This is a genomic window from Pseudomonas sp. PvP009, from assembly GCF_017832995.1.
GTDB classification, from domain to species: Bacteria; Pseudomonadota; Gammaproteobacteria; order Pseudomonadales; family Pseudomonadaceae; genus Aquipseudomonas; species Aquipseudomonas syringae.
In genome coordinates, this window is record NZ_JAFIBG010000001.1 from 3361499 (window position 1) to 3380576 (window position 19078).

General features: G+C 61.6%; 16 protein-coding genes. 3 read left to right on the forward strand and 13 right to left on the reverse strand.

The features are described from left to right. Window positions 1-41: 41 nt before the first annotated feature. The 3 genes from JOE29_RS14380 to JOE29_RS14390 form a co-directional block, all read right to left on the reverse strand. Window positions 42-350, reverse strand: coding sequence for a hypothetical protein (locus JOE29_RS14380; RefSeq protein ID WP_003316620.1), 309 nt, complete (start codon window positions 348-350; stop codon window positions 42-44). 244 nt (window positions 351-594) lie between these two features. Further along, a complete protein-coding gene (locus tag JOE29_RS14385; RefSeq protein WP_057407167.1) occupies window positions 595-1029 on the reverse strand; it encodes a DoxX family protein in 435 nt (144 codons plus the stop codon). A gap of 112 nt (window positions 1030-1141) precedes the next feature. Then, window positions 1142-2563: a transglycosylase SLT domain-containing protein gene (locus JOE29_RS14390; protein WP_057407168.1), complete on the reverse strand. Its 1422-nt coding sequence runs from the start codon at window positions 2561-2563 to the stop codon at window positions 1142-1144. Between the two features lie 180 nt (window positions 2564-2743). On the opposite strand from JOE29_RS14390, the gene JOE29_RS14395 reads away from it, so the two are divergent. The 3 genes from JOE29_RS14395 to JOE29_RS14405 all read left to right on the forward strand — a co-directional run bounded on the left by JOE29_RS14395 (window position 2744) and on the right by JOE29_RS14405 (window position 5493). Then, window positions 2744-3583 carry a TatD family hydrolase gene (locus JOE29_RS14395; protein ID WP_003423655.1) on the forward strand — a complete coding sequence of 280 codons (840 nt, stop codon included), beginning with the start codon at window positions 2744-2746 and terminating at the stop codon, window positions 3581-3583. Between the two features lie 84 nt (window positions 3584-3667). Beyond that, window positions 3668-5143 (forward strand): methyl-accepting chemotaxis protein, encoded by a 1476-nt coding sequence (locus JOE29_RS14400; protein WP_096113887.1) that lies wholly within the window; start codon window positions 3668-3670, stop codon window positions 5141-5143. Between the two features lie 107 nt (window positions 5144-5250). Next, window positions 5251-5493 (forward strand): hypothetical protein, encoded by a 243-nt coding sequence (locus tag JOE29_RS14405; protein WP_003392889.1) that lies wholly within the window; start codon window positions 5251-5253, stop codon window positions 5491-5493. A 12-nt stretch (window positions 5494-5505) separates the two neighbouring features. On the opposite strand, the gene JOE29_RS14410 is transcribed toward JOE29_RS14405, so the two are convergent. From JOE29_RS14410 to kdpB, 10 genes are all read right to left on the reverse strand, one after another. Continuing rightward, a complete protein-coding gene (locus JOE29_RS14410) occupies window positions 5506-6303 on the reverse strand; it encodes a thioesterase family protein (protein ID WP_044311569.1) in 798 nt (265 codons plus the stop codon). Between the two features lie 119 nt (window positions 6304-6422). After that, a complete protein-coding gene (locus JOE29_RS14415; protein ID WP_044311570.1) occupies window positions 6423-7184 on the reverse strand; it encodes a CHAD domain-containing protein in 762 nt (253 codons plus the stop codon). Between the two features lie 24 nt (window positions 7185-7208). After that, entirely contained in the window at window positions 7209-9218 is a 2010-nt protein-coding gene (locus JOE29_RS14420) for a DUF3488 and transglutaminase-like domain-containing protein (RefSeq protein ID WP_210079630.1), read from the reverse strand. Further along, complete coding sequence (locus JOE29_RS14425) at window positions 9215-10198, reverse strand: DUF58 domain-containing protein (protein WP_210079631.1); 984 nt, start codon at window positions 10196-10198, stop codon at window positions 9215-9217. Before JOE29_RS14425 ends, JOE29_RS14420 begins: the two co-directional genes overlap by 4 nt. Further along, window positions 10168-11085 carry an AAA family ATPase gene (locus JOE29_RS14430; RefSeq protein ID WP_003392881.1) on the reverse strand — a complete coding sequence of 306 codons (918 nt, stop codon included), beginning with the start codon at window positions 11083-11085 and terminating at the stop codon, window positions 10168-10170. Before JOE29_RS14430 ends, JOE29_RS14425 begins: the two co-directional genes overlap by 31 nt. A gap of 1485 nt (window positions 11086-12570) precedes the next feature. Next, window positions 12571-12849 (reverse strand): lipoprotein, encoded by a 279-nt coding sequence (locus JOE29_RS14435; RefSeq protein ID WP_003316607.1) that lies wholly within the window; start codon window positions 12847-12849, stop codon window positions 12571-12573. A 96-nt stretch (window positions 12850-12945) separates the two neighbouring features. Then, complete coding sequence (locus tag JOE29_RS14440) at window positions 12946-13638, reverse strand: response regulator (protein ID WP_003394668.1); 693 nt, start codon at window positions 13636-13638, stop codon at window positions 12946-12948. Then, window positions 13635-16298 (reverse strand): sensor histidine kinase KdpD, encoded by a 2664-nt coding sequence (locus JOE29_RS14445; RefSeq protein ID WP_210079632.1) that lies wholly within the window; start codon window positions 16296-16298, stop codon window positions 13635-13637. Before JOE29_RS14445 ends, JOE29_RS14440 begins: the two co-directional genes overlap by 4 nt. A gap of 67 nt (window positions 16299-16365) precedes the next feature. Beyond that, window positions 16366-16938, reverse strand: coding sequence for a potassium-transporting ATPase subunit KdpC (gene kdpC / locus JOE29_RS14450; protein ID WP_210079633.1), 573 nt, complete (start codon window positions 16936-16938; stop codon window positions 16366-16368). A gap of 54 nt (window positions 16939-16992) precedes the next feature. Beyond that, window positions 16993-19071 carry a potassium-transporting ATPase subunit KdpB gene (gene kdpB, locus JOE29_RS14455; protein ID WP_044311574.1) on the reverse strand — a complete coding sequence of 693 codons (2079 nt, stop codon included), beginning with the start codon at window positions 19069-19071 and terminating at the stop codon, window positions 16993-16995. Window positions 19072-19078 lie beyond the last annotated feature (7 nt).

Sequence of the window (19078 nt, forward strand, 5' to 3'; positions counted from 1 at the left end):
CAGCAATATGCCTTCTATGCCCATTGGCTGAATCAGGCGATTCAACCCAGCGTAATCAGACCCTGCCGGGCGATGCGCGTCAGGTCATGAATCACCTGCCCGACATCATCTGCCTGCGGCGATTGCACCACGGCGAGGTCGAATTGATCGTCGGCAAAATGACTCAGCGACTGGTGGGTCTCGGCGAACTGAATCAGAAACGCACAGGAGCCGCCACGCCGACGCGGCCAGCCGTCGAGATAGCGCAACAACGTGGGCTGATGGGAACCGCTGAGAAGGATTTTCGGGTTCTTGCGGGACAAGACCGTGCTGATCGGAGAAAGACGAATGAGGGGGCGCAGGTTGTTCATGGTGGTTTCTCTGCCTCGCAAGATCCGCTGGGCAGCGGTGAGAGGCAACACCGAACCAACGTTTTAGCGGTATTTCGACAAGACTTCAGCCTTGCCAGGCGCCCCGCAAGTAGTTGTTAAATCGGCGCTTGAGCACGCATCCTAGAGAAACGTCCCATTCATTGTCAATTGCCATTCATGGCGGGTGCCTGCAAACGCACAAGGCCCGCTACAAGAGCGGGCACTGCACAGCAAGCGTAGCCGGTTATCGGGCGATGATACGGTCCAGCGATAACTTGCCTGCACCTTCGATGAGTACTGCCACGGCACCGCCAAGCAGTGCCAGCGCGTACTCGTAGCCGTTGTTGGCCATGAAGAAGCCGTTGTGGATGTGCACGGTGAAGATCGCCACCAGCAACAGCAGGATCACCACGACCGCAGCGGGACGAGCCAGCAGCCCCAGCAGCAGGCCCAGGCCACCAAAGAATTCGGCGCTGCCCGACATCAGCGCCATCAGGTAACCCGGCGTCAGGCCCAGGCTTTCCATGTACTGCGCGGTGCCTTCGAGGCCATAACCACCGAAGGCGCCGAACAGTTTCTGGCTGCCGTGCGCGATGAACGCGATACCGACGATGGCGCGCAGGACAGTCAGGCCGTAACCGGCGCGAGTGGTGAGGACCGACTTGATCAATGTGTTCATGGAGGACTTTCCGTGAGTGATGGGTGATTAACAGCGAGTGGCGCCATGATAATCAAATTCACTCATGTAAAAACCGCAAATAACGGCGTATAAAAATCGAATAAATCGATCTTTAGCGTTTTACCGCTGGTTTGGGCCCGCTCTTTTCCAGCGAGTCGCGCTCGCGATCAAAGGCCAGGTAGTACTTGTTCACGCTGTTCACGAACGCCACGACATTGGCACCGCCCTGCTCCATCGCAACGCGCTCGGTCTGGAAGAACCACTGGTTCGGATTCAGCCCGCGACGCCGCGCTTCCTCGCGCATACCCTGCACGCGCTCAGGTCCCAGGTTATAGGCGGCCATCACGAATGCCATGCGCTCGCGTTCGTTGACCCGTTTACTGGAGAAATACTTGCGCTGGATCAGCGCCATGTAGCGCGAACCGGCTCGGATGTTGTCGTCAGCGCTCTGGATGCTCGGCACGCCAACGCTTTTCGCTGCCGAAGGCGTGATCTGCAACAAGCCTGTCGCGCCGCCACTGCCCTTGGCAGACGGGTCGAGTTTGGATTCCTTGAACGCGAGGGCTGCCAGGTCAAGCCAGTCCATGCCCTGCGCATCGGCATGGCGCTGCAGCATCGGACGCAGTTGTTCAAGACGCTGCAGGTTGTTGCGCACTAGCGGGTTGTTGACCTTGTAGGTGTTCTTGTACGCGTTGGCGAACACCTGATCCTGCTGGGCCGACGGCTTATAGTCTTTGAGGAAATCGTCGACACTGGACCGCAACTGGGTGGCGTTGTCACGTACAAACCAGCTGATATCACCGTGGGTCTGCAAGGTCAGGCCGCGTTCGATGCGCAGTTTGGGCATGATCCTCGCCCAGCGCTCGGCAATCGGCTGCTCGACCAGCGTCATCGGATAGATTCCGGCCTGGACCATTTCCAGCACATCCTCGACGGCCAGACTGGGGTCGACCCATTCGATTTTTGCCAGAGGCAGCTTGCGCAGCTCCAGTTGTCGATTGACCTGATGCAAGGCTTCGTCGGCAGCACTGCCGGTGGGCAGGCTCAGGGTCTTTCCGGACAATTGATCCACACGGCGCACACTGCGCTGACCGCGAACGCCGACCAGCACCAGAGGCACGTCGTGCACGATCGGTGCGCTGGCCTGAATACCCTTGGCGTCGCTGACATCGAGCAGCTCGCCGGGCGCGATCATGTCGCCTTCTCCGCGCTGCAAGGCGGTGAGCAGCTGGTTCTTGGCCTTGGGGATGACCTTGATCGTGACCTTCTGCCCCGCACGGGAGTGGCTGTTGAGGTACTGCTCGAAGGCTTGCAGGCGATGATATTCGACGCCGATTTCCTGACCCTTGACGTCGCCGGAGCTGTTACGGCTCTGATTGACCAGCACGCGCAGCACCTTGCTGCTGCGAATCGCCGGTAAATCGCGCACCTGCACCGTGTGCTGCACGACCTCGGGACCGGTCTGACGAGCAGAAACCTGCAAGGGCAGCAGCGGTAACAGGCACATCAAAGACACAAGCGCGGATCGGATCATTCACTTCCCCAGGGCAATGCCGGAAAGAAACAGGAAAAAGGAAATCTTGAGGTCACGCAGCAGCATCGAGCAGCGAAGGAAATCGTTGAACCCTCAGGTTCAATCGCTTGAATACCCAGCGTTTTCTTGTTGTGGCCAGAGCTCTGGTATGCTCGGCAGCCTTCAGCTGGAGGTAGCACCATGCAACTCATCGACATCGGCGTCAATCTGACCAATGCAAGCTTCGCCTCGCAGCGACAGGCGGTACTCGACCGCGCCTACGCCGCAGGCGTCGAACAACTGGTGGTGACCGGCACCAGTGTCGAGGGCAGCGAACACGCCCTGCAGCTGTGTCACGAGCTGGATGAAAGCGCGCAACGCCTGTTCTGCACGGCGGGAATCCACCCGCATTCAGCGAGCGATTGGACCGGCGACACCGAGAAACAGTTGCATGCCCTGCTCAGGGAAAATCGCGTTCGCGCCGTGGGTGAATGCGGCCTGGATTACAATCGCGATTTCTCGCCTCGCCCCCAGCAGGAAAAGGTCCTGGAGGCGCACCTGGCCATGGCCGTGGAACTGCAATTACCGGTGTTCCTCCACGAGCGCGACGCCAACCAGCGGTTGCTGGAGATTCTGCGCGACTACCGCGACCGTCTGCCCGCGGCAGTCGTGCACTGTTTCACCGGTGAGCGCGCCGCGCTGTTCAGTTACCTGGACCTTGATCTGCATATCGGCATCACCGGCTGGATCTGCGACGAACGACGCGGAACCCACCTGCATGCGCTGGTGGGCAACATCCCTCGCGGCCGGCTGATGCTGGAAAGCGATGCGCCCTACCTGCTGCCACGCAGCCTGCGTCCCAAGCCGAAAAACGGTCGCAACGAGCCGGCTTACCTGCCGGAAGTCTTGCGCGAAGTAGCCTTGCACCGGGGCGAAACGCAGGAAGACCTCGCACGCCACAGCACTGATTGCGCGCGGCAGTTTTTTGCCTTGCCGGTGCTGAAGGACACCTCAGAGGATGAAAATCTGCAGCTTTGTTGACCCGCATCAAGGCTCTCTTCGTTGACTGAGGCACAGTGATGGCATCTTGCTGCTATCTCAACCGATTACCGAAGAAGACCACTCATGGGCTCATGGCTTGGCAACCTGTCACTGAAATATAAGTTCTGGGCCGTCAACGCGGTCGCTTTCGTCACCACCCTGTTGCTGGTGCTGTACGCCATGCAAACTGAACAACACGCGCGCACGGATGCGTCGCGTCAGGCAGCACAAGCGCAGGCGCGCCTGCTCGCCGCCTGGCCCGTCGACGCAGCCCTGCCCTCCAGCAATACATTGCTGACGTACCGTCAGGGTCAGACACCGGTTGTCGATGGCCTTGCGCTGCAGGAACTGGCTGACGCCCGCGACTGGGTGACACTGGACAAGCCCGCTGGCGATCAATGGCTGAGCGGTGCGCAGATCATCACCCGAGGCGCCGAGCAACGGATTGCGCTACTGGCATTCACCCCGACCTTCATGCAAATCCTGCTGGATCGCTTCACGCACTACGCGATGGCGGTTTTTGTGCTGATGTTATTGATGCTCTGTGCCTCGCAGCTGCTGATCCGCTTTCTGCTCAGCCAGCTCAACGCACTCAAAGACGTGATGCTGCACGTCGAAAAAAGCGGCGACCTGGCGGCCCGTGTTCCCAACCGCAGTGACGATGAGGTCGGGCAGATGGCCAAGGCCTTCAACGCCATGCAGGCCGGTTATCAGCGAGTGGTCAACACTGTTTCGCAAACCGCTGGCCGCCTTGATCAGGGCGCAGCGCATCTGGCGGCGGGCATGAAGGAGGTGCGCCAAGGCATGCTCGGTCAGCAAAGCGAAACCGATCAGGTGGCCACGGCCATCAACGAAATGACGGCCACGGTCCATCACATTGCCCAGCACGCTACAGCCACCCGCGATCAGTCGCAGACGGCTGACGCACTGGCGGGCAGCGGCAAAGTAGTGGTCGACCGTGTGCAGGTGTCCATCGCGGGGCTTTCCAGCGGCGTGCAGCAAACGGCGGAAATGATCCAGCGCATGGCCGAAGACAGCCAGAAGATCAACGGCGTGGTCAACGTCATCCACAGCATTGCCGAACAAACCAATCTGCTCGCCCTCAACGCAGCCATCGAAGCCGCACGCGCCGGGGAAATGGGTCGGGGGTTTGCCGTGGTCGCCGACGAAGTACGCAATCTGGCAAAACGGGTGCAGACCTCCACCGATGAAATCACCACGATGGTCTCGACCCTGCAAAGCGGCACCCGCGATGCCGTGGATTTCATGCAGGAAAGTTCCTACAAAGCCGACGAATGCGTGCAGCAGGCGCGGGAAGCCGGTGATGCGCTGGCGGCGATTGCCGGTGCCGTGGCACAGATGCGCGAAAGCAACACGCAGATCGCCGTCGCGGCCCAGCAGCAAAGCCAGGTCGCCGAGGAGATGAACCGTGCAGTGGTGAGTATCCGCGATGTCACCGAACGCACAGTGATCCAGACGGTTGACTCGGCCAGCACCAGTGACGAGCTGGCTACGCTGGCAGGCGAACTGAATGCCGCCATTGGCCAGCTCAAGCTGTAACAGGCTATCGCCGCGATAGACAGGCTTGACTCGTCAGCCCTCTGCGCGCGGGCCTATCCTTCAGGCATTGAACGACGCTTTACGCGTTACCTGAAGAGGACCGCATCATGAACAAGCCACTTTCCGATCTGCAATTGAATCAATGGCGTGACAGCAACGACAGTCAGGAGCACTCGACCAGTCTGGCCCTGTACCTGATCGCCGTACCGCTATTCATTCTGGCGGCCCTGCTGATCCTCAACGGCCTGTTTTCCGAAAGCCTTTCATCGGTTGCAATCGGTGTGATTGGCTTGGTGGCGGCGCTGGGCTTTCAGCGCCAGAACGCCGCACGGGCCGCTCGCAAACCTTGATCCGGTTGCCGGTCAGCCAAACACGGTAACCGTCTGGCGACTGATCGCGATCAGCTCGCCGTCGGGGCTCCACAATGCCGCGGCGGTATGACCGTAGCCATCGCGGGCATGCTCGATGACTGCGCGATAGCTGCACCACTGCAGGGTATCGAGCGATGGCTGCGGCTGGATGAACTCAATGGTCCAAGTCAGTGAACTGCCGGGGGCCGGCTTGTCCAGATGCGGCAATACCGCAGGCGGCCAGGTGTCCACCAGCGCCAGAATGTGCGCTTCGCTCATGGGCGTGGCGTGCGGCTCACCGCGAAAGCGCACGTAGCCGCCTATCGCAGGCGACGGGGTATTGCTGAACGGCATGCCGCCCAACGCCCAGCGGATGTCCATGAAACGCAGGTAGTCAGGCATTACGCCACTGGCGAACGGCAACTCCGGGCATTGTTCAACCGGTTTGAGGACCGGCGCGGCCTCCGCGGAAAAGGTGATCATTGACTCCCGAGGGGCACCGAAGCTGCCTTGTATCAGGGTCATTACCTGACCGTTCTGCATGGCGCGTCCCAGCACCTGACTGACTGCCTTGCCATGACGCAGGATGTCGACCTCGAAAGCAATCGGCACCCCGGGCGCGGCCGGCCCGACAAAGGTGATCGCCAGCGAACGAACCGGCCGCCCTTCCGGCACCTGTGCACGCATCGCTTCGTAGGTCAGCGCAGCCATGAGTCCGCCAAAGCAGGCACGTCCCTGCGACCATTCGGCAGGGATCGTGACGGAGCGCGGATCACGATGCAGCGCATCGATCAGTTCAGAAAAGGTCATGCTCACTCCACACGTCAACACACAAGTGGATGGATGATAACCATCCTCTTAGTTAACGACACGCCGCATAATGGCCATTTTTGCGGCCTGAATGACTTGATCCACAACAAATTACTGGATCAGAAGCAGGCCTTGGCCAGGCGTTTGAGCGAGGCTTCGGCCTTGCGCTCGGCACGTACTATGCCGATTTGCCAGCCCGGCACACAGGGAGCCAGATCAGGTTGTTCGGCAGCCTGCGCCAGCCATTGCAGATGATCATGCCAGTCGCCCAGTTCGCCTTGTGCGGACTTGAGCCGGGCCTGCATGTTTTTCGGCTGATGCCTGAGTAGCGGATAGGCTTCGGCAGCGTATCGCACGCGCTTGATCAGCAAGCGCAGGTCATGCCGATCGTGCCCCGGCTCGGCGATGGCCACACGCAGCTTGTGCCATTGCTTGTCCATGCGTTTTTCAATGGTCTTGCGCAGGCCCCGCAACATGCCTTGACGCTGTTGCAGGCGCAGCAATTCCGGGAACCGGTCAATCAGCTTGAGCAGACGGGTCAACTCGGGCGAGCTGGCGACCTTTGGGCAGGCGCTTTCCAGGTAGCGGTTGCGTGTGAATGCGGCCTCGTTCAAACCCTGCTCTTCAAGAAACCCGGCGAGCACCTGCATATCACGCAGCGGCGTGGTCAGTTGGCCGACCGCCTTGGCCGCGTCTTCCAGCTCTGCCGCACTCGGGTTTTCCCTCAGGGGCCGCAGTACGCTGCGCAGACGGCGCACCGTGGTACGTAAATCGTGCAGCGCTTCGCTGTCAGTCGAAACGGCAAGACGTGCCTGACACGCGAGCAATTTGACATCCAGCGCCAGCACTTCGGCGACCAGATGATCCACCATTGAAGACATGCAATTCCCCTTCGACAAACTGATTCATGAATGCCTGTCCCTGACGGCTGACAACCTCCATGGCAAACCCCGGCGCAACGTGCTCAGTGCCTGCCTCAAGCGGCTTGCCGAAGCCAGCCGCCCAGCGTAGCGCTGCGCTTGAAATTCGCGGATGAAACCTTCAATGGCCTCGGCATGCTGCGGAAAGTAGAGCACCGCCCTGCGGCAGAATGCGTCAGCGCCTTCACCCGGCATACGACGCAGACCATGGCGGGCGAGCAAGCGTTCAAATGCGTTGAACACACGCAGTTGCGAGTCGCTTTCGCGTTGCCAGGGTTTGAACAGCCATAACGCGACCAGGCCCAGTGAAAACAGGGTTCCCAGGACAAAAACCGGCGCCTGGAACCCTGAAAACCAGCGACCGAGAATTTGTAACTGCTGTTGTCCCTGATAGCCCAGCACCCAACGCTGCCAGCCGTAATTGAGGTTATCCCAACTGAGGCGCAGGGCGTTGACCCAAGCCACGTTACGGTAGCGCAACGCTGAATAGGGCGAGTCCTGCAGAAACGCTTCGTCCGCCGCCAGCGCCTGCTCCAGGCCTTGCTCGATACGTTGCGGCGCCACCGCTGCAGTCGGGTCGACGCGGCGCCAGCCCACGCCCGGCTGCCAGTATTCCACCCAGGCATGCGCGTCGAACTGGCGAACCGTCAGGTACTGCCCATCGGGGTTCAGTTCGCCGCCCTGATACCCAGCCACCACCCGCGCCGGTATGCCCGCCGCGCGCAGGACAAAGGTCATGGCACCGGCATAGTGGGCACAAAACCCCTGACGACTGGCAAACAGGAACTCATCGATGCTGTCATTGCCCAGTGGTACCGGCTTGAGGGTGTAGTGAAACGGCTGATCGCTGAAGTAACTGAGCATCGCCGCGACCATGGCGTCTGGCGTGGTGTAGCGGCGACGCAGGTCATCGGCCCATTGCCGCGCCTGATCATTGCCCTTGGCAGTCAATTGCAGGTCCTGACGCTGGATCTGTTCGCTGAACAGCGGATCCCGGACGCTTTGCGGCCATGAGTTGACGGCGTACAGCAGCGACTGCTCGACGGGGCGTCTGCGCTGCAGGCGGAAGTCGCTCATCTGCCGCACATCCGGCAACGTGGTTTCTGCCACGTCGAGGCTCGGCAGCCAGGGCCGGCCGCTGGCTTCCATGACAACGCTGTAGGCCAGCGGCTCACCGCGTTTCTCCCACTGCGCAATCTGTACGGTCTGGGCACGTGCCGACTGCGACCAGCGACGTCCATCGAACTGCTCAAGGGTCAGACCGCGCCAGTACAGCTGGTTGCGCGCCGGGATCGGCCCTTCGAAACTGGCGCGGAACACCAGCGCAGGTGATTTGCTCAGTTCCGCCATGTCGCCGGGTGCCATGTTGTCCGACAGGCCGGTAACGCCTTTGTTGCTCGGCTGCGGCAGCGACCAGAGTGGGTCCAGACGCGGAAAGAACAGAAACAGCAGGAGCATCAACGGCAGTGCCTGCGCCATCAGCTTGAACGCCAGCTTGAGCGTGTCGGCTGATGTGCCCGCCAGGTCCGTGTGTTGCAGGCCGATCAACGCAGCCAGCAGCGCGCTGACCGGCAGCAGACTGAAGAGCGCCCACAGCAGGTTGTCTTCGAACAGATAGCCGACCGCCACGCAGAAGAAACCAAGAAAAATCAGCACACGCGCGTCACGGCGATTGTTCATTTCCAGCATTTTCAGAACGAATGCCGCCACCAGTAACGCAGCCCCGGCATCCAGCCCGACCAGGCTGCCGCGCGCCAGATACACGCCACCTGCGGTGCCCACCAGCAGCCCGGACTTGACCCAGGTGCCAGGCAGTCGCACGCGCATGCGGAACGCTTGAACGCGCCACACCGTGCAGCCCAGCCAGAGGATCATGATCGACACCGGGACATGCAGCGCGAACGGCAACACCACCAGTGCCTGCGCCACCAGCAGCCAAGTCAGGCTGACACGCGGAATGGGCGCGGCGGGAACTGCCTGGACCTTCTCGTTCATGATCGATGGCCGTACAGCGCAAGGGCGCGCAGGCAGACTTCGCGGTGTGCATCACCGCTGTCCACCGCCGACAAAAAGCCCGGTAACCGCAGGGCAAACGGCTGCTGCCGTTGCGACAGCTCCAGCACCCAGTAACACAGGCGCGACAGGCGCTCTTCGATATCCCCCCCCAGCGCCATGAAGTCCAGGCACAGGTCATGGCCACTGAGGTCGGTAAAATCCTTGATCAGCAGTCCCTGCCCGCGGGAATACGCTTTCCAGTGCAGACGACTGCGATTGTCACCCGGCTGGTAGCTGCGCAGGCCCTGATAATCATCGACACCGGCCCCTTGAGTGGCATGGCCATCGTCCTCGGCATGCGGCTGCACGCCCTTGAGCAGCGGCATGGTCCCGGACAAGGGCCGAGGATAGATCAAGGCGCTCTGCTCCAGATCGAGCCAGCTCCAGGCGCGAAAGATGCCCAGCGGAAACACACTCTCGATGCGCAGCCTTGGCGCACGCAGCCAACCGCGCTTTTCGGCGGGCAGTGTCAGCTCCAGGTCGGTCAAGCCGCGAGGCAGCACGTCGCCTGACTGCAACGCCGTCGCGCTCCAGCCCAAGCCCAATGCGTGGTGAGCCTGCCCGGCACTTTCCAGGCGCAGGCGCAATTGCACCGGCTCGCCGACGAATACCGAACGCGCAACGCCCGCACTCAGAACCAGACCGCTGACGTTGCGGTAGGTGTGCAGGATGGCCAGCACGCCTATCGACAGCAACAGAAAGGTCAACCCGTAGGCCAGGCTGCTCTGGTAATTGATCGCCACCAGCAGCATGAGCACCAGCACTAACGCGTAAATCATGCCGGTGCGTGTCGGCATGATGAAAATGCGCCGGTGGTCGAGGGTAATGCGTGACGCTGGAGGAATTCGCCTCGACAGCCAGCGTTGCCAGAGCGGTTTGAGCGGTTCGATCAAAGCACGGGCACCTCGCGCAACAGCCATTGCACCAGCGCACCGCCGCCATGCCCGGTCGGATCGCTGCGTTCACGCAAGCGGTGGCCGATCACCGACGGCAGCACCGCCTGCACGTCCTCGGGAATCACGTAATCACGCCCCAGCAACATTGCCCAGGCCCGTGCTGCGGCCAGAATCGCCAGGCTCGCCCTGGGTGATAGCCCGTAGGCGAACTGCGGCTGACTGCGCGTCGCCTCGACCAGTCGCAGGACATAATCAACCAAGGCATCACTGGCACGCACCTGCCGCGCCTGCGCCTGGAGCTGACCAAGCTGGGCGTGATCCAGAATCGGTTGCAGACGCGGCAACAGCTCGCGGCGCGACTCACCCAGCAGCAAGGCTTTCTCTGCGGCTCTGGCCGGGTAGCCCATGGAAATGCGCATCATGAACCTGTCCAGTTGCGACTCGGGCAAGGCAAAAGTGCCGCCGGAACTGAACGGGTTCTGAGTCGCGATCACAAAGAATGGATCGGGCAACAGACGCGTCGCGCCTTCAATGGACACTTGCCCTTCTTCCATTGCTTCCAGCAACGCGCTCTGGCTCTTGGGCGTGGCGCGGTTGATCTCGTCGGCGAGCACCAGCTCGGCGAAAATCGGCCCAGGATGAAAGGTGAACTGCCCACTGTCCCGATCAAATACCGAAGTCCCCAGGATGTCACCTGGCAACAAGTCAGAAGTGAACTGAATACGCTGATAACTCAGACCGAGAATTTTCGCCAGCGCATGACTGAGAGTGGTCTTGCCCATCCCCGGCAAGTCCTCGATCAGCAAATGCCCGCCGCCGACCAGACACGTCATCGCCAAGCGTACCTGCGCCTCCTTGCCCAGCACCACCTCATTGATCGCGCTCAGGCACGCATCGAGTTTTCTACCCATCGAAAGCCCCTTCCGGCAACTGCTTCATGACTGTGGGACTGCAAGCGATGCCAGTGTCCGAACACTTTAAAGTGAGCGTAGGCCGTTTCGCCAGAGTTGGTTAGGCCTACCGTCTCGCCAAACTGAAGATTTGTAACGCAGAGCGTCACGAACGGCATGCCAACGCACTGGCACTTTACTGGTGTCTTCGCGAGCAAGCTCGCTCCCACAGGTACGGGGTGTTTTCGGGCCATGTGAAACACTCACACAGGGCCGGGGTGTTTTCGAGCTATGTGGATTACTCACACAGGTCGGCTGTGTTTCGAGCCATGCGAATGCCCTGCGGCACTGATGACCTTGTGGGAGCGAGCTTGCTCGCGAAGACGGTGTTTCAGTCGATGCATTTTCGGCGCTTGTGCAAACTCTTTCGCGAGCAAGCTCGCTCCCACAGGTACGGGGTGTTTTCGGGCGATGTGAAACACTCACACAGGGCCGGGGTGTTTTCAAGCCATGTGGATTACTCACACAGGTCGGCTGTGTTTCGAGCCATGCGAATGCCCTGCGGCACTGATGACCTTGTGGGAGCGAGCTTGCTCGCGAAGACGGTGTTTCAGTCGATGCATTTTCGGCGCTTGTGCAAACTCTTTCGCGAGCAAGCTCGCTCCCACAGGTACGGGGTGTTTTCGGGCGATGTGAAACACTCACACAGGGCCGGGGTGTTTTCGAGCTATGTGGATTACTCACACAGGTCGGCTGTGTTTCGAGCCATGCGAATGCCATGCGGCACTGATGACCTGGTGGGAGCGAGCTTGCTCGCGAAGACGGTGTTTCAGTCGATGCATTTTCGGCGCTTGTGCAAACTCTTTCGCGAGCAAGCTCCCACAGGTACGGGGTGTTTTCAAGCCATGTGGATTACTCACACAGGTCGGCTGTGTCTCGAGCCATGCGAATGCCATGCGGCACTGATGACCTTGTGGGAGCGAGCTTGCTCGCGAAGACGGTGTTTCAGTCGATGCATTTTCGGCGCTTGTGCAAACTCTTTCGCGAGCAAGCTCGCTCCCACAGGTACGGGGTGTTTTCAAGCTATGTGGATTACTCACACAGGTCGGCTGTGTCTCGAGCCATGCGAATGCCCTGCGGCACTGATGACCTTGTGGGAGCGAGCTTGCTCGCGAAGACGGTGTTTCAGTCGATGCATTTTCGGCGCTTGTGCAAACTCTTTCGCGAGCAAGCTCGCTCCCACAGGTACGGGGTGTTTTCGGGCGATGTGAAACACTCACACAGGGCCGGGGTGTTTTCAAGCCATGTGGATTACTCACACAGGTCGGCTGTGTTTCGAGCCATGCGAATGCCCTGCGGCACTGATGACCTTGTGGGAGCGAGCTTGCTCGCGAAGACGGTGTTTCAGTCGATGCATTTTCGGCGTTTGTGCAAACTCTTTCGCGAGCAAGCTCGCTCCCACGGCCTTCGGCCAGAATCAAGAGCAGACCTGTGTATCGTCAGCGATCAACGGCCAGCGCGGGACTCGCGGATGTAGAAGCGGGCTTTCTCGGACTTCTCGGTGCAGCCTTCAAACGCCTCGAACTGCTGCTGGGTCTTGGCACCCGTCAACAGCGACAAGGCCTTGGAGTAACTGACCGTTCCGGCGAAACCTTCAGCCTTGGCCAGATCCAGCTCATGCCAGGCAGCGTCGAGCTGAGTGGCGCAGCTGTCGCGATATCCGGTCTTGCCAGCACAACCCGCAAGAACCAAAACAAGCAATGGCAGACAGATAAGGGCTTTCATGCGGGTGTTACCTCAAAAGAGAACAGGGAGTGTGCGGCTTTGACGGTGGGCGGCAGTAAAAGTGCCGCAGCACGGGGCTATGCTCGCTTTTTTCATCTAGTGATCAGCCAGCAGACGATACCCTATTCCAGGCTCGGTGAGGATGAACCGCGGGGCGGTCGGATCATCTGCCAGCTTCTGCCGCAAATGCCCCACCACGATACGCAGATAGTGACTGTCTTCGGTGTGCGTAGGCCCCCAGATATCCTTGAGCAATTGCTGCTGGGTAATGACCCGTCCGGGATGCCGCGCCAACTGTGCCAGCACCGCGTATTCCTTGCGGGTCAGCGCCACTTCCTGACCGTCGAGCAGCACACGCCGATAGGCGAGGTCGACGGTGAGCGGCCCGAACTCAAGCGCAGAATCGGGCTTTTCACTGCCCGACGCCTGCCTGAGCAGCGCCCTGATTCGAGCCAGAAACTCTTGAATGCCAAACGGTTTGGTCACGTAGTCGTTGGCGCCGGCGTCCAGCGCCTGAACTTTCTGTGCCTCGCTGGCGCGCACCGAAAGCACCAGCACCGGCACGGCCGACCACTCGCGAAACTCGCTCAGCACCTGCTGACCGTCCATGTCCGGCAACCCAAGGTCGAGCACCAGCAAATCCGGTTTGTTCAACGCCGCCTGAGTCAGCCCCTCCGCGCCCGTGGCGGCTTCCAGCACCTTGTAGCCCTGCGACACCAGACTGATGCGCAGGAACTTGCGAATCTGCGGCTCGTCGTCGATGACCAGAATGGTAGTCGCCTGGCTCAAGCGGACTCCTCCAGTTCCACATCCGGCTGCGCCTGCAGCGGCAGAAACAGAGTGATGCGTGTACCCAGCCCGTCGATGCCCTCCTCGACCGTTAGCCGCCCACCGTGCGCGCCGATCATACCCTGACAGATCGCCAGCCCCAGCCCCGTGCCCTGCCCGCCGCGATCGCCGCGGGCGGCGGTGTAGAACATGTCGAAAATCTTCGCTCGTTCGTCCTCGGGAATACCGGGGCCTTCGTCACTGACCGAGAAAAACAGTTCACTGTCGAGCACACCGGCCGCTACCTGCAAGCGTCCATCGACCGGCGAAAAGCGCGCAGCGTTCTCAAGCACATTGACCAGCGCCTGCTCGATCAGCGCCGCATGCACGTACAAAAGCGGCAGCTCGCCAGTCACCTGGGTGCTGACCTGCAATGGCGCCAGTACGGCACGCAGCCGATTGAGCGCGCTGCCGACGATATCGGCGGGCGACACCCAGTCGCGGGCCAGCTTCAGCGCACCGTGCCCCAGACGCGTCATGTCCAGCAGGTTCTGGATATAGCGGTCCAGGCGCTCGGCTTCATCGCGGGTGCCTTCCAGCAGCTCGCGGCGATCCTCCAGTGGAATGGCTTCACCCAAGGCCAGCAGGCTGTCGATGCTGCCGCGCATCGAGGTCAGCGGGGTACGCAAGTCGTGGGATACCGAAGCCAGCAAGGCGCTGCGCAATTGCTCGGTTTCGCCGTGTAGACGCGCGGCTTCAAGCTCCTGGGCCAATTGCGCACGCGCCAGCGCCTGCGCCAGTGGCTGGGTGAGCGCCGCCAGCAGACGTCGATGCTGCGCAGTGAACGACTGGCCTTCCCGCGCGCAGACCCCAAGTAAAGCCAACGGCCCTTCTTCTGCGGTGATCGGCCACCACCACCAGCGTCCGGACGGCAAGGTGCCAGTGCCACTGCCCGCGGGTTGATCGTGCTTCCAGGCCCAGTCGGCAGCGGCACGCTCGGCTTCCGAGAAGGTCAGCGGCCCGCCGGTTTCGACCACCCAGCCGCCCTCTCCGTCGCGGTCGACCAGACACAGGTGCAGTTCCTTCCAGCCGGAGAAATGCTGTTCTGCTGCGCTGAACACCGCTTTACCGTCAGTGGCGGCAGTCATCTTGCGCGACAGGTCGAGCAGCTCACTGGTCTGCTCCTGGGTATCGCGCAACGCCTGCAACTGCCTGCGCTGACGTGCTGCGAGCTTGCCGGTCAGGGCCGACATCAGCAGGAAGAACAACAGCGTCAGCACGTCTTCTTCGCGCTGGATGTTCAGGGAAAAGCTCGGCGGAATGAACAGAAAGTCATACGCCAGGAACGATAACCCGGCACAGGCCAGCGCCGGGCCCATGCTGCTGCGCACGGCGACCAGCAATACCGCAGCAAGAAAGATCAGGGAAATGTTCGGCAGCGCCAGCACGCCTGCAACGCCCCAGGCCACCAGACTGGCGATCAACGTGGCGACGAAAGCCAGGCCGTAATCGAACCACACCACTTCGCGAGCCGGGCGCGCACGCGGCGGCTGATCGGGCAATTCCTCGCTGTCGTCGAGCACCGAGATTTCCAGCCCGTGCCCTTCGCGCAGCAAACGCGCAGCCACACCGCCACCGAAGATCTTACGCCGCCAGTGCCGACGCGACTGGCCGACCAGCACCACGCTGGCACGCCGTTCGATGGCATGCTGCACCAGCGTTCGAGCAACCTCCCCGGCGCGCAGCGAAACCGCTTCGCCGCCGAGCCGCTCGGCCAGTTGTTGAGCGCTTTGCAGACGCGCGCGGGACTGCTCGTCGAGGGTTTGGCCGTCGTCCACATGCACGGCGCTCCAAGGCAGATGGCGACGCTGGGCAACCCGACTGGCGTGACGCACCAGACGCTCGGCATGGATATCACCGTCGATGCCCACCAGCATCCGCCCGCGAACCGCCGGGGCCGACTGGCCCAACTGCCGATAGCCCTGCGCCAGATCGTTATCGACTTGCGCCGCCGCCGTCTGCATGGCCATTTCGCGCAGCGCGGTGAGGTTGGTCTGGGTGAAAAAGGCGTCGATGGCCGCGCGTGCCTGTTCCGGCACGTAGACCTTGCCGTCGCGCAGGCGCTCCAGCAGTTCACGGGGCGGCAGGTCGATCAGCACCAGATCAAAGGCTTCCTGCAACACCCAGTCCGGCAGCGTTTCACGCACCTGCACGCCGGTGATGCCGCGCACCTGGTCATTCAGGCTTTCCAGATGCTGGACGTTGACGGTGGTATACACATCAATGCCGGCGGCGAGCAGTTCCTGAATATCCTGCCAGCGCTTCGCGTGTCGACTGCCGGGCGCATTGGTGTGCGCCAGTTCGTCGACCAGTACCAGGCTCGGCGCAGCCTTGAGCAGCGCGTCGAGGTCCATTTCTTCGAGGGTCATGCCGCGATAATCAGTGCGCAGCAAGGGCTGTTGCGGCAGGCCGTTGAGCAGTGCCTCGGTTTCTGCGCGGCCGTGGGTTTCGACCACGCCCGCCAGCACCTTCACCCCTTGGCGCAGCTGCGCGTGAGCCGCCTGGAGCATGGCGTAGGTCTTGCCGACGCCTGGCGCAGCCCCGAGAAAAACCTTCAGCCGCCCGCGCCCCTCGCGGGGCAGCTGGGCCAGCAGTGCGTCAGCTCGACCGGAATCACTCACGTTGGTTACCACCCTCTTTCTGATCAGCTACAGCTTAGTGAATCTACTGCGGACACGGCGCACTTTGTTACAGCTGCGCGTTGCGCGGTGCAGACGGTAACTGATTCAGGCTCATATTCAAGGCCAATACGTTAACCACGGGTGGACCGATCAGCGGACGCTGAGTATTGGCGTCGATCAGCGCCTGCACTTTGTCCAGCGGCAACTGGCGCGCCGCTGCAACACGCCCGGCCTGCCAGGCCACCGCTTCAGGCGAGAGGTGCGGGTCAAGTCCGCTGCCGGAGGTGGTCAGCAAGGCCATTGGTATCGGTTCCTGCGAGACGTTGGCCAGTTTCGCGGCGTCCTCTTTCACGCGTGTCGCCAGCGCCGGGTTGCTCGGCGCGAAGTTACTCGCGCCGCTGGCCACGGTCGCGAATGCGCCAGCCGAGGGGCGCGACTGGAACCACTCATCGCCGGTGAACGACTGGGCGATCAGCGCCGAGCCACGCACCTTGCCCGACGCGTCATACACCAGGCTGCCATTGGACTGCTGCGGAAACGCCACTTGCGCAACCCCGGTGACCACCAGTGGATAGGCCACGCCGGTGATCAGGCTCATCAACACGATCAGGCTCAAGGCCGGACGCAATACATTGGACATCTGCACATCCTCAATCAGGTGAGGCTGCACGCCGACCGGCGTGCAGCACAGGCTTCAAACAAGGCCGAGTGCGACCAGCAGCATGTCGATCAGCTTGATGCCGATAAACGGCACGACGATGCCGCCCAGGCCGTAGATCAGCAGGTTGCGACGCAGCAGGTGAGCCGCGCTGGCCGCCTGCACACGCACGCCACGCAGGGCCAGCGGGATCAGTACGACGATGATCAGCGCGTTGAAGACGATGGCCGAGACAATCGCGCTCTGCGGGCTGGCCAGCTTCATGACGTTGAGCACACCCAGTTGCGGGTAGATCGAGGCAAACAGCGCGGGCAGCACGGCGAAGTACTTGGCCACGTCATTGGCAATCGAAAAGGTGGTCAGCGCACCGCGGGTAACCAGCAACTCCTTGCCGATCTGCACCACGTCCAGCAACTTGGTCGGGTCGCTGTCGAGGTCGACCATGTTCGCCGCTTCGCGAGCGGCCTGAGTACCGTCGTTCATCGCCATGCCGACATCGGCTTGGGCCAGTGCAGGTGCATCGTTGGCACCGTCGCCACACATCGCCACCAGACGCCCTTCGCCTTGCTCCTGGCGAATTCGCTCCAGTTTCTTCTCCGGCGTGGCTTCAGCCAGCACGTCGTCGACACCGGCCTCGGCAGCAATCGCTGCGGCAGTCAGCGGGTTGTCGCCGGTGACCATCACGGTCCGGATACCCAGTTTGCGCAGCTCTTCGAAACGTTCGCGAATGCCTGGCTTGACCACGTCCTTGAGATGGATCGCGCCCAACAACCGACCGTTGGCGCAGACCAGCAGCGGTGTGCCGCCGGTCTTGGCGATCTTGTCGACTTCACGGGCCAGTACAGGCGGCAGCTCGCTGCGCTGCATGTTGATGAAAGCCAGCAGCGAATCCACTGCGCCCTTGCGGTACACGTGGCCCTGGTAATCAACGCCGGACAGACGTGTGTCAGCGCTGAACGGCACGGCCGTCACCGAGCTCAGGGTCGGCTCGTTCATCGGGTGCAGGTTGCGCAGAAACTCGACGATGGATTTGCCTTCTGCCGTGTCGTCGGCCAGCGAGGCCAGCAAAGCACCCTCGCCCAGTTCCTTCGGGGTCACGCCCGGAGCAGCGTAGACGGCGGCGCAGCGACGGTTGCCGAAGGTGATGGTGCCGGTCTTGTCCAGCAGCAGCACATGCACATCGCCTGCGGCTTCCACGGCGCGACCGGACTTGGCGATCACATTGAGGCGCACCAGGCGGTCCATACCGGCAATGCCGATGGCCGACAGCAGGCCGCCAATGGTGGTGGGGATCAGCGTGACCAGCAACGCTACCAGAAACACCAGCGGCAGGCTGCCACCGGCAAAGTGGGCGAACGGCTGCAAGGTGATGACCACCAGCAGGAAGATCAGGGTCAGGCCGATCAGCAGGATATCCAGCGCGACTTCATTGGGGGTCTTCTGCCGTTTGGCACCTTCGACCAGCGCGATCATGCGGTCCAGCGTCGATTCACCGGGGTTGGCGCTGATGCGTATCAGCAGCCAGTCGGAGACCAGCCGGGTGTTGCCGGTCACGGCCGAGCGATCGCCACCGGATTCGCGAATCACTGGCGCGGATTCGCCGGTAATCGCAGCCTCGTTGACCGCAGCGATGCCTTCGATGACTTCGCCATCACCGGGAATCATTTCGCCGATCTCGACGCGCACCACATCACCCTTGCGCAACTCGCTGGCATTGATGATGCGCAGGCTGCCGTTGTCGTCCCTGATACGTGCCTTGAGCCCTTCGCTGCCCGCCTTGAGACTATCGGCGCGGGCCTTGCCGCGGCCTTCGGCCAGCGCTTCGGCGAAGTTGGCGAACAGCACGGTGAACCACAGCCACAGGGCGATCTGTACGCAGACCGAAGTCGGCACCTGCGGGTTGGGGATCACGCAGAGCACGGTGGTCAGGATGGCGGTCAGTTCCACCACCAGCATGACCGGCGAACGCTTGAGCTGACGCGGGTCGAGCTTGACGAACGCCTGCACCAGCGCCGGACGCCACAGGGCGGCGATGCCGGTTTTTGCCGATTCAGTGGCCTGCGATTCAGTAGATTTCGCAGCAGCATTTTTTGCAGGATCAATAGGTAAGTTCATGATCGGT

Excerpts from the sequence above, each read along its gene's own strand:
- JOE29_RS14380 (WP_003316620.1), bottom strand. The coding sequence starts at position 350 with ATGAACAACCTGCGCCCCCTCATTCGTCTTTCTCCGATCAGCACGGTC.
- JOE29_RS14385 (WP_057407167.1), bottom strand. The coding sequence starts at position 1,029 with ATGAACACATTGATCAAGTCGGTCCTCACCACTCGCGCCGGTTACGGC.
- JOE29_RS14390 (WP_057407168.1), bottom strand. The coding sequence starts at position 2,563 with ATGATCCGATCCGCGCTTGTGTCTTTGATGTGCCTGTTACCGCTGCTG.
- JOE29_RS14395 (WP_003423655.1), top strand. The coding sequence starts at position 2,744 with ATGCAACTCATCGACATCGGCGTCAATCTGACCAATGCAAGCTTCGCC.
- JOE29_RS14400 (WP_096113887.1), top strand. The coding sequence starts at position 3,668 with ATGGGCTCATGGCTTGGCAACCTGTCACTGAAATATAAGTTCTGGGCC.
- JOE29_RS14405 (WP_003392889.1), top strand. The coding sequence starts at position 5,251 with ATGAACAAGCCACTTTCCGATCTGCAATTGAATCAATGGCGTGACAGC.
- JOE29_RS14410 (WP_044311569.1), bottom strand. The coding sequence starts at position 6,303 with ATGACCTTTTCTGAACTGATCGATGCGCTGCATCGTGATCCGCGCTCC.
- JOE29_RS14415 (WP_044311570.1), bottom strand. The coding sequence starts at position 7,184 with ATGTCTTCAATGGTGGATCATCTGGTCGCCGAAGTGCTGGCGCTGGAT.
- JOE29_RS14420 (WP_210079630.1), bottom strand. The coding sequence starts at position 9,218 with ATGAACGAGAAGGTCCAGGCAGTTCCCGCCGCGCCCATTCCGCGTGTC.
- JOE29_RS14425 (WP_210079631.1), bottom strand. The coding sequence starts at position 10,198 with ATGGCTGTTGCGCGAGGTGCCCGTGCTTTGATCGAACCGCTCAAACCG.
- JOE29_RS14430 (WP_003392881.1), bottom strand. The coding sequence starts at position 11,085 with ATGGGTAGAAAACTCGATGCGTGCCTGAGCGCGATCAATGAGGTGGTG.
- JOE29_RS14435 (WP_003316607.1), bottom strand. The coding sequence starts at position 12,849 with ATGAAAGCCCTTATCTGTCTGCCATTGCTTGTTTTGGTTCTTGCGGGT.
- kdpC (WP_210079633.1), bottom strand. The coding sequence starts at position 16,938 with ATGTCCAATGTATTGCGTCCGGCCTTGAGCCTGATCGTGTTGATGAGC.
- kdpB (WP_044311574.1), bottom strand. The coding sequence starts at position 19,071 with ATGAACTTACCTATTGATCCTGCAAAAAATGCTGCTGCGAAATCTACT.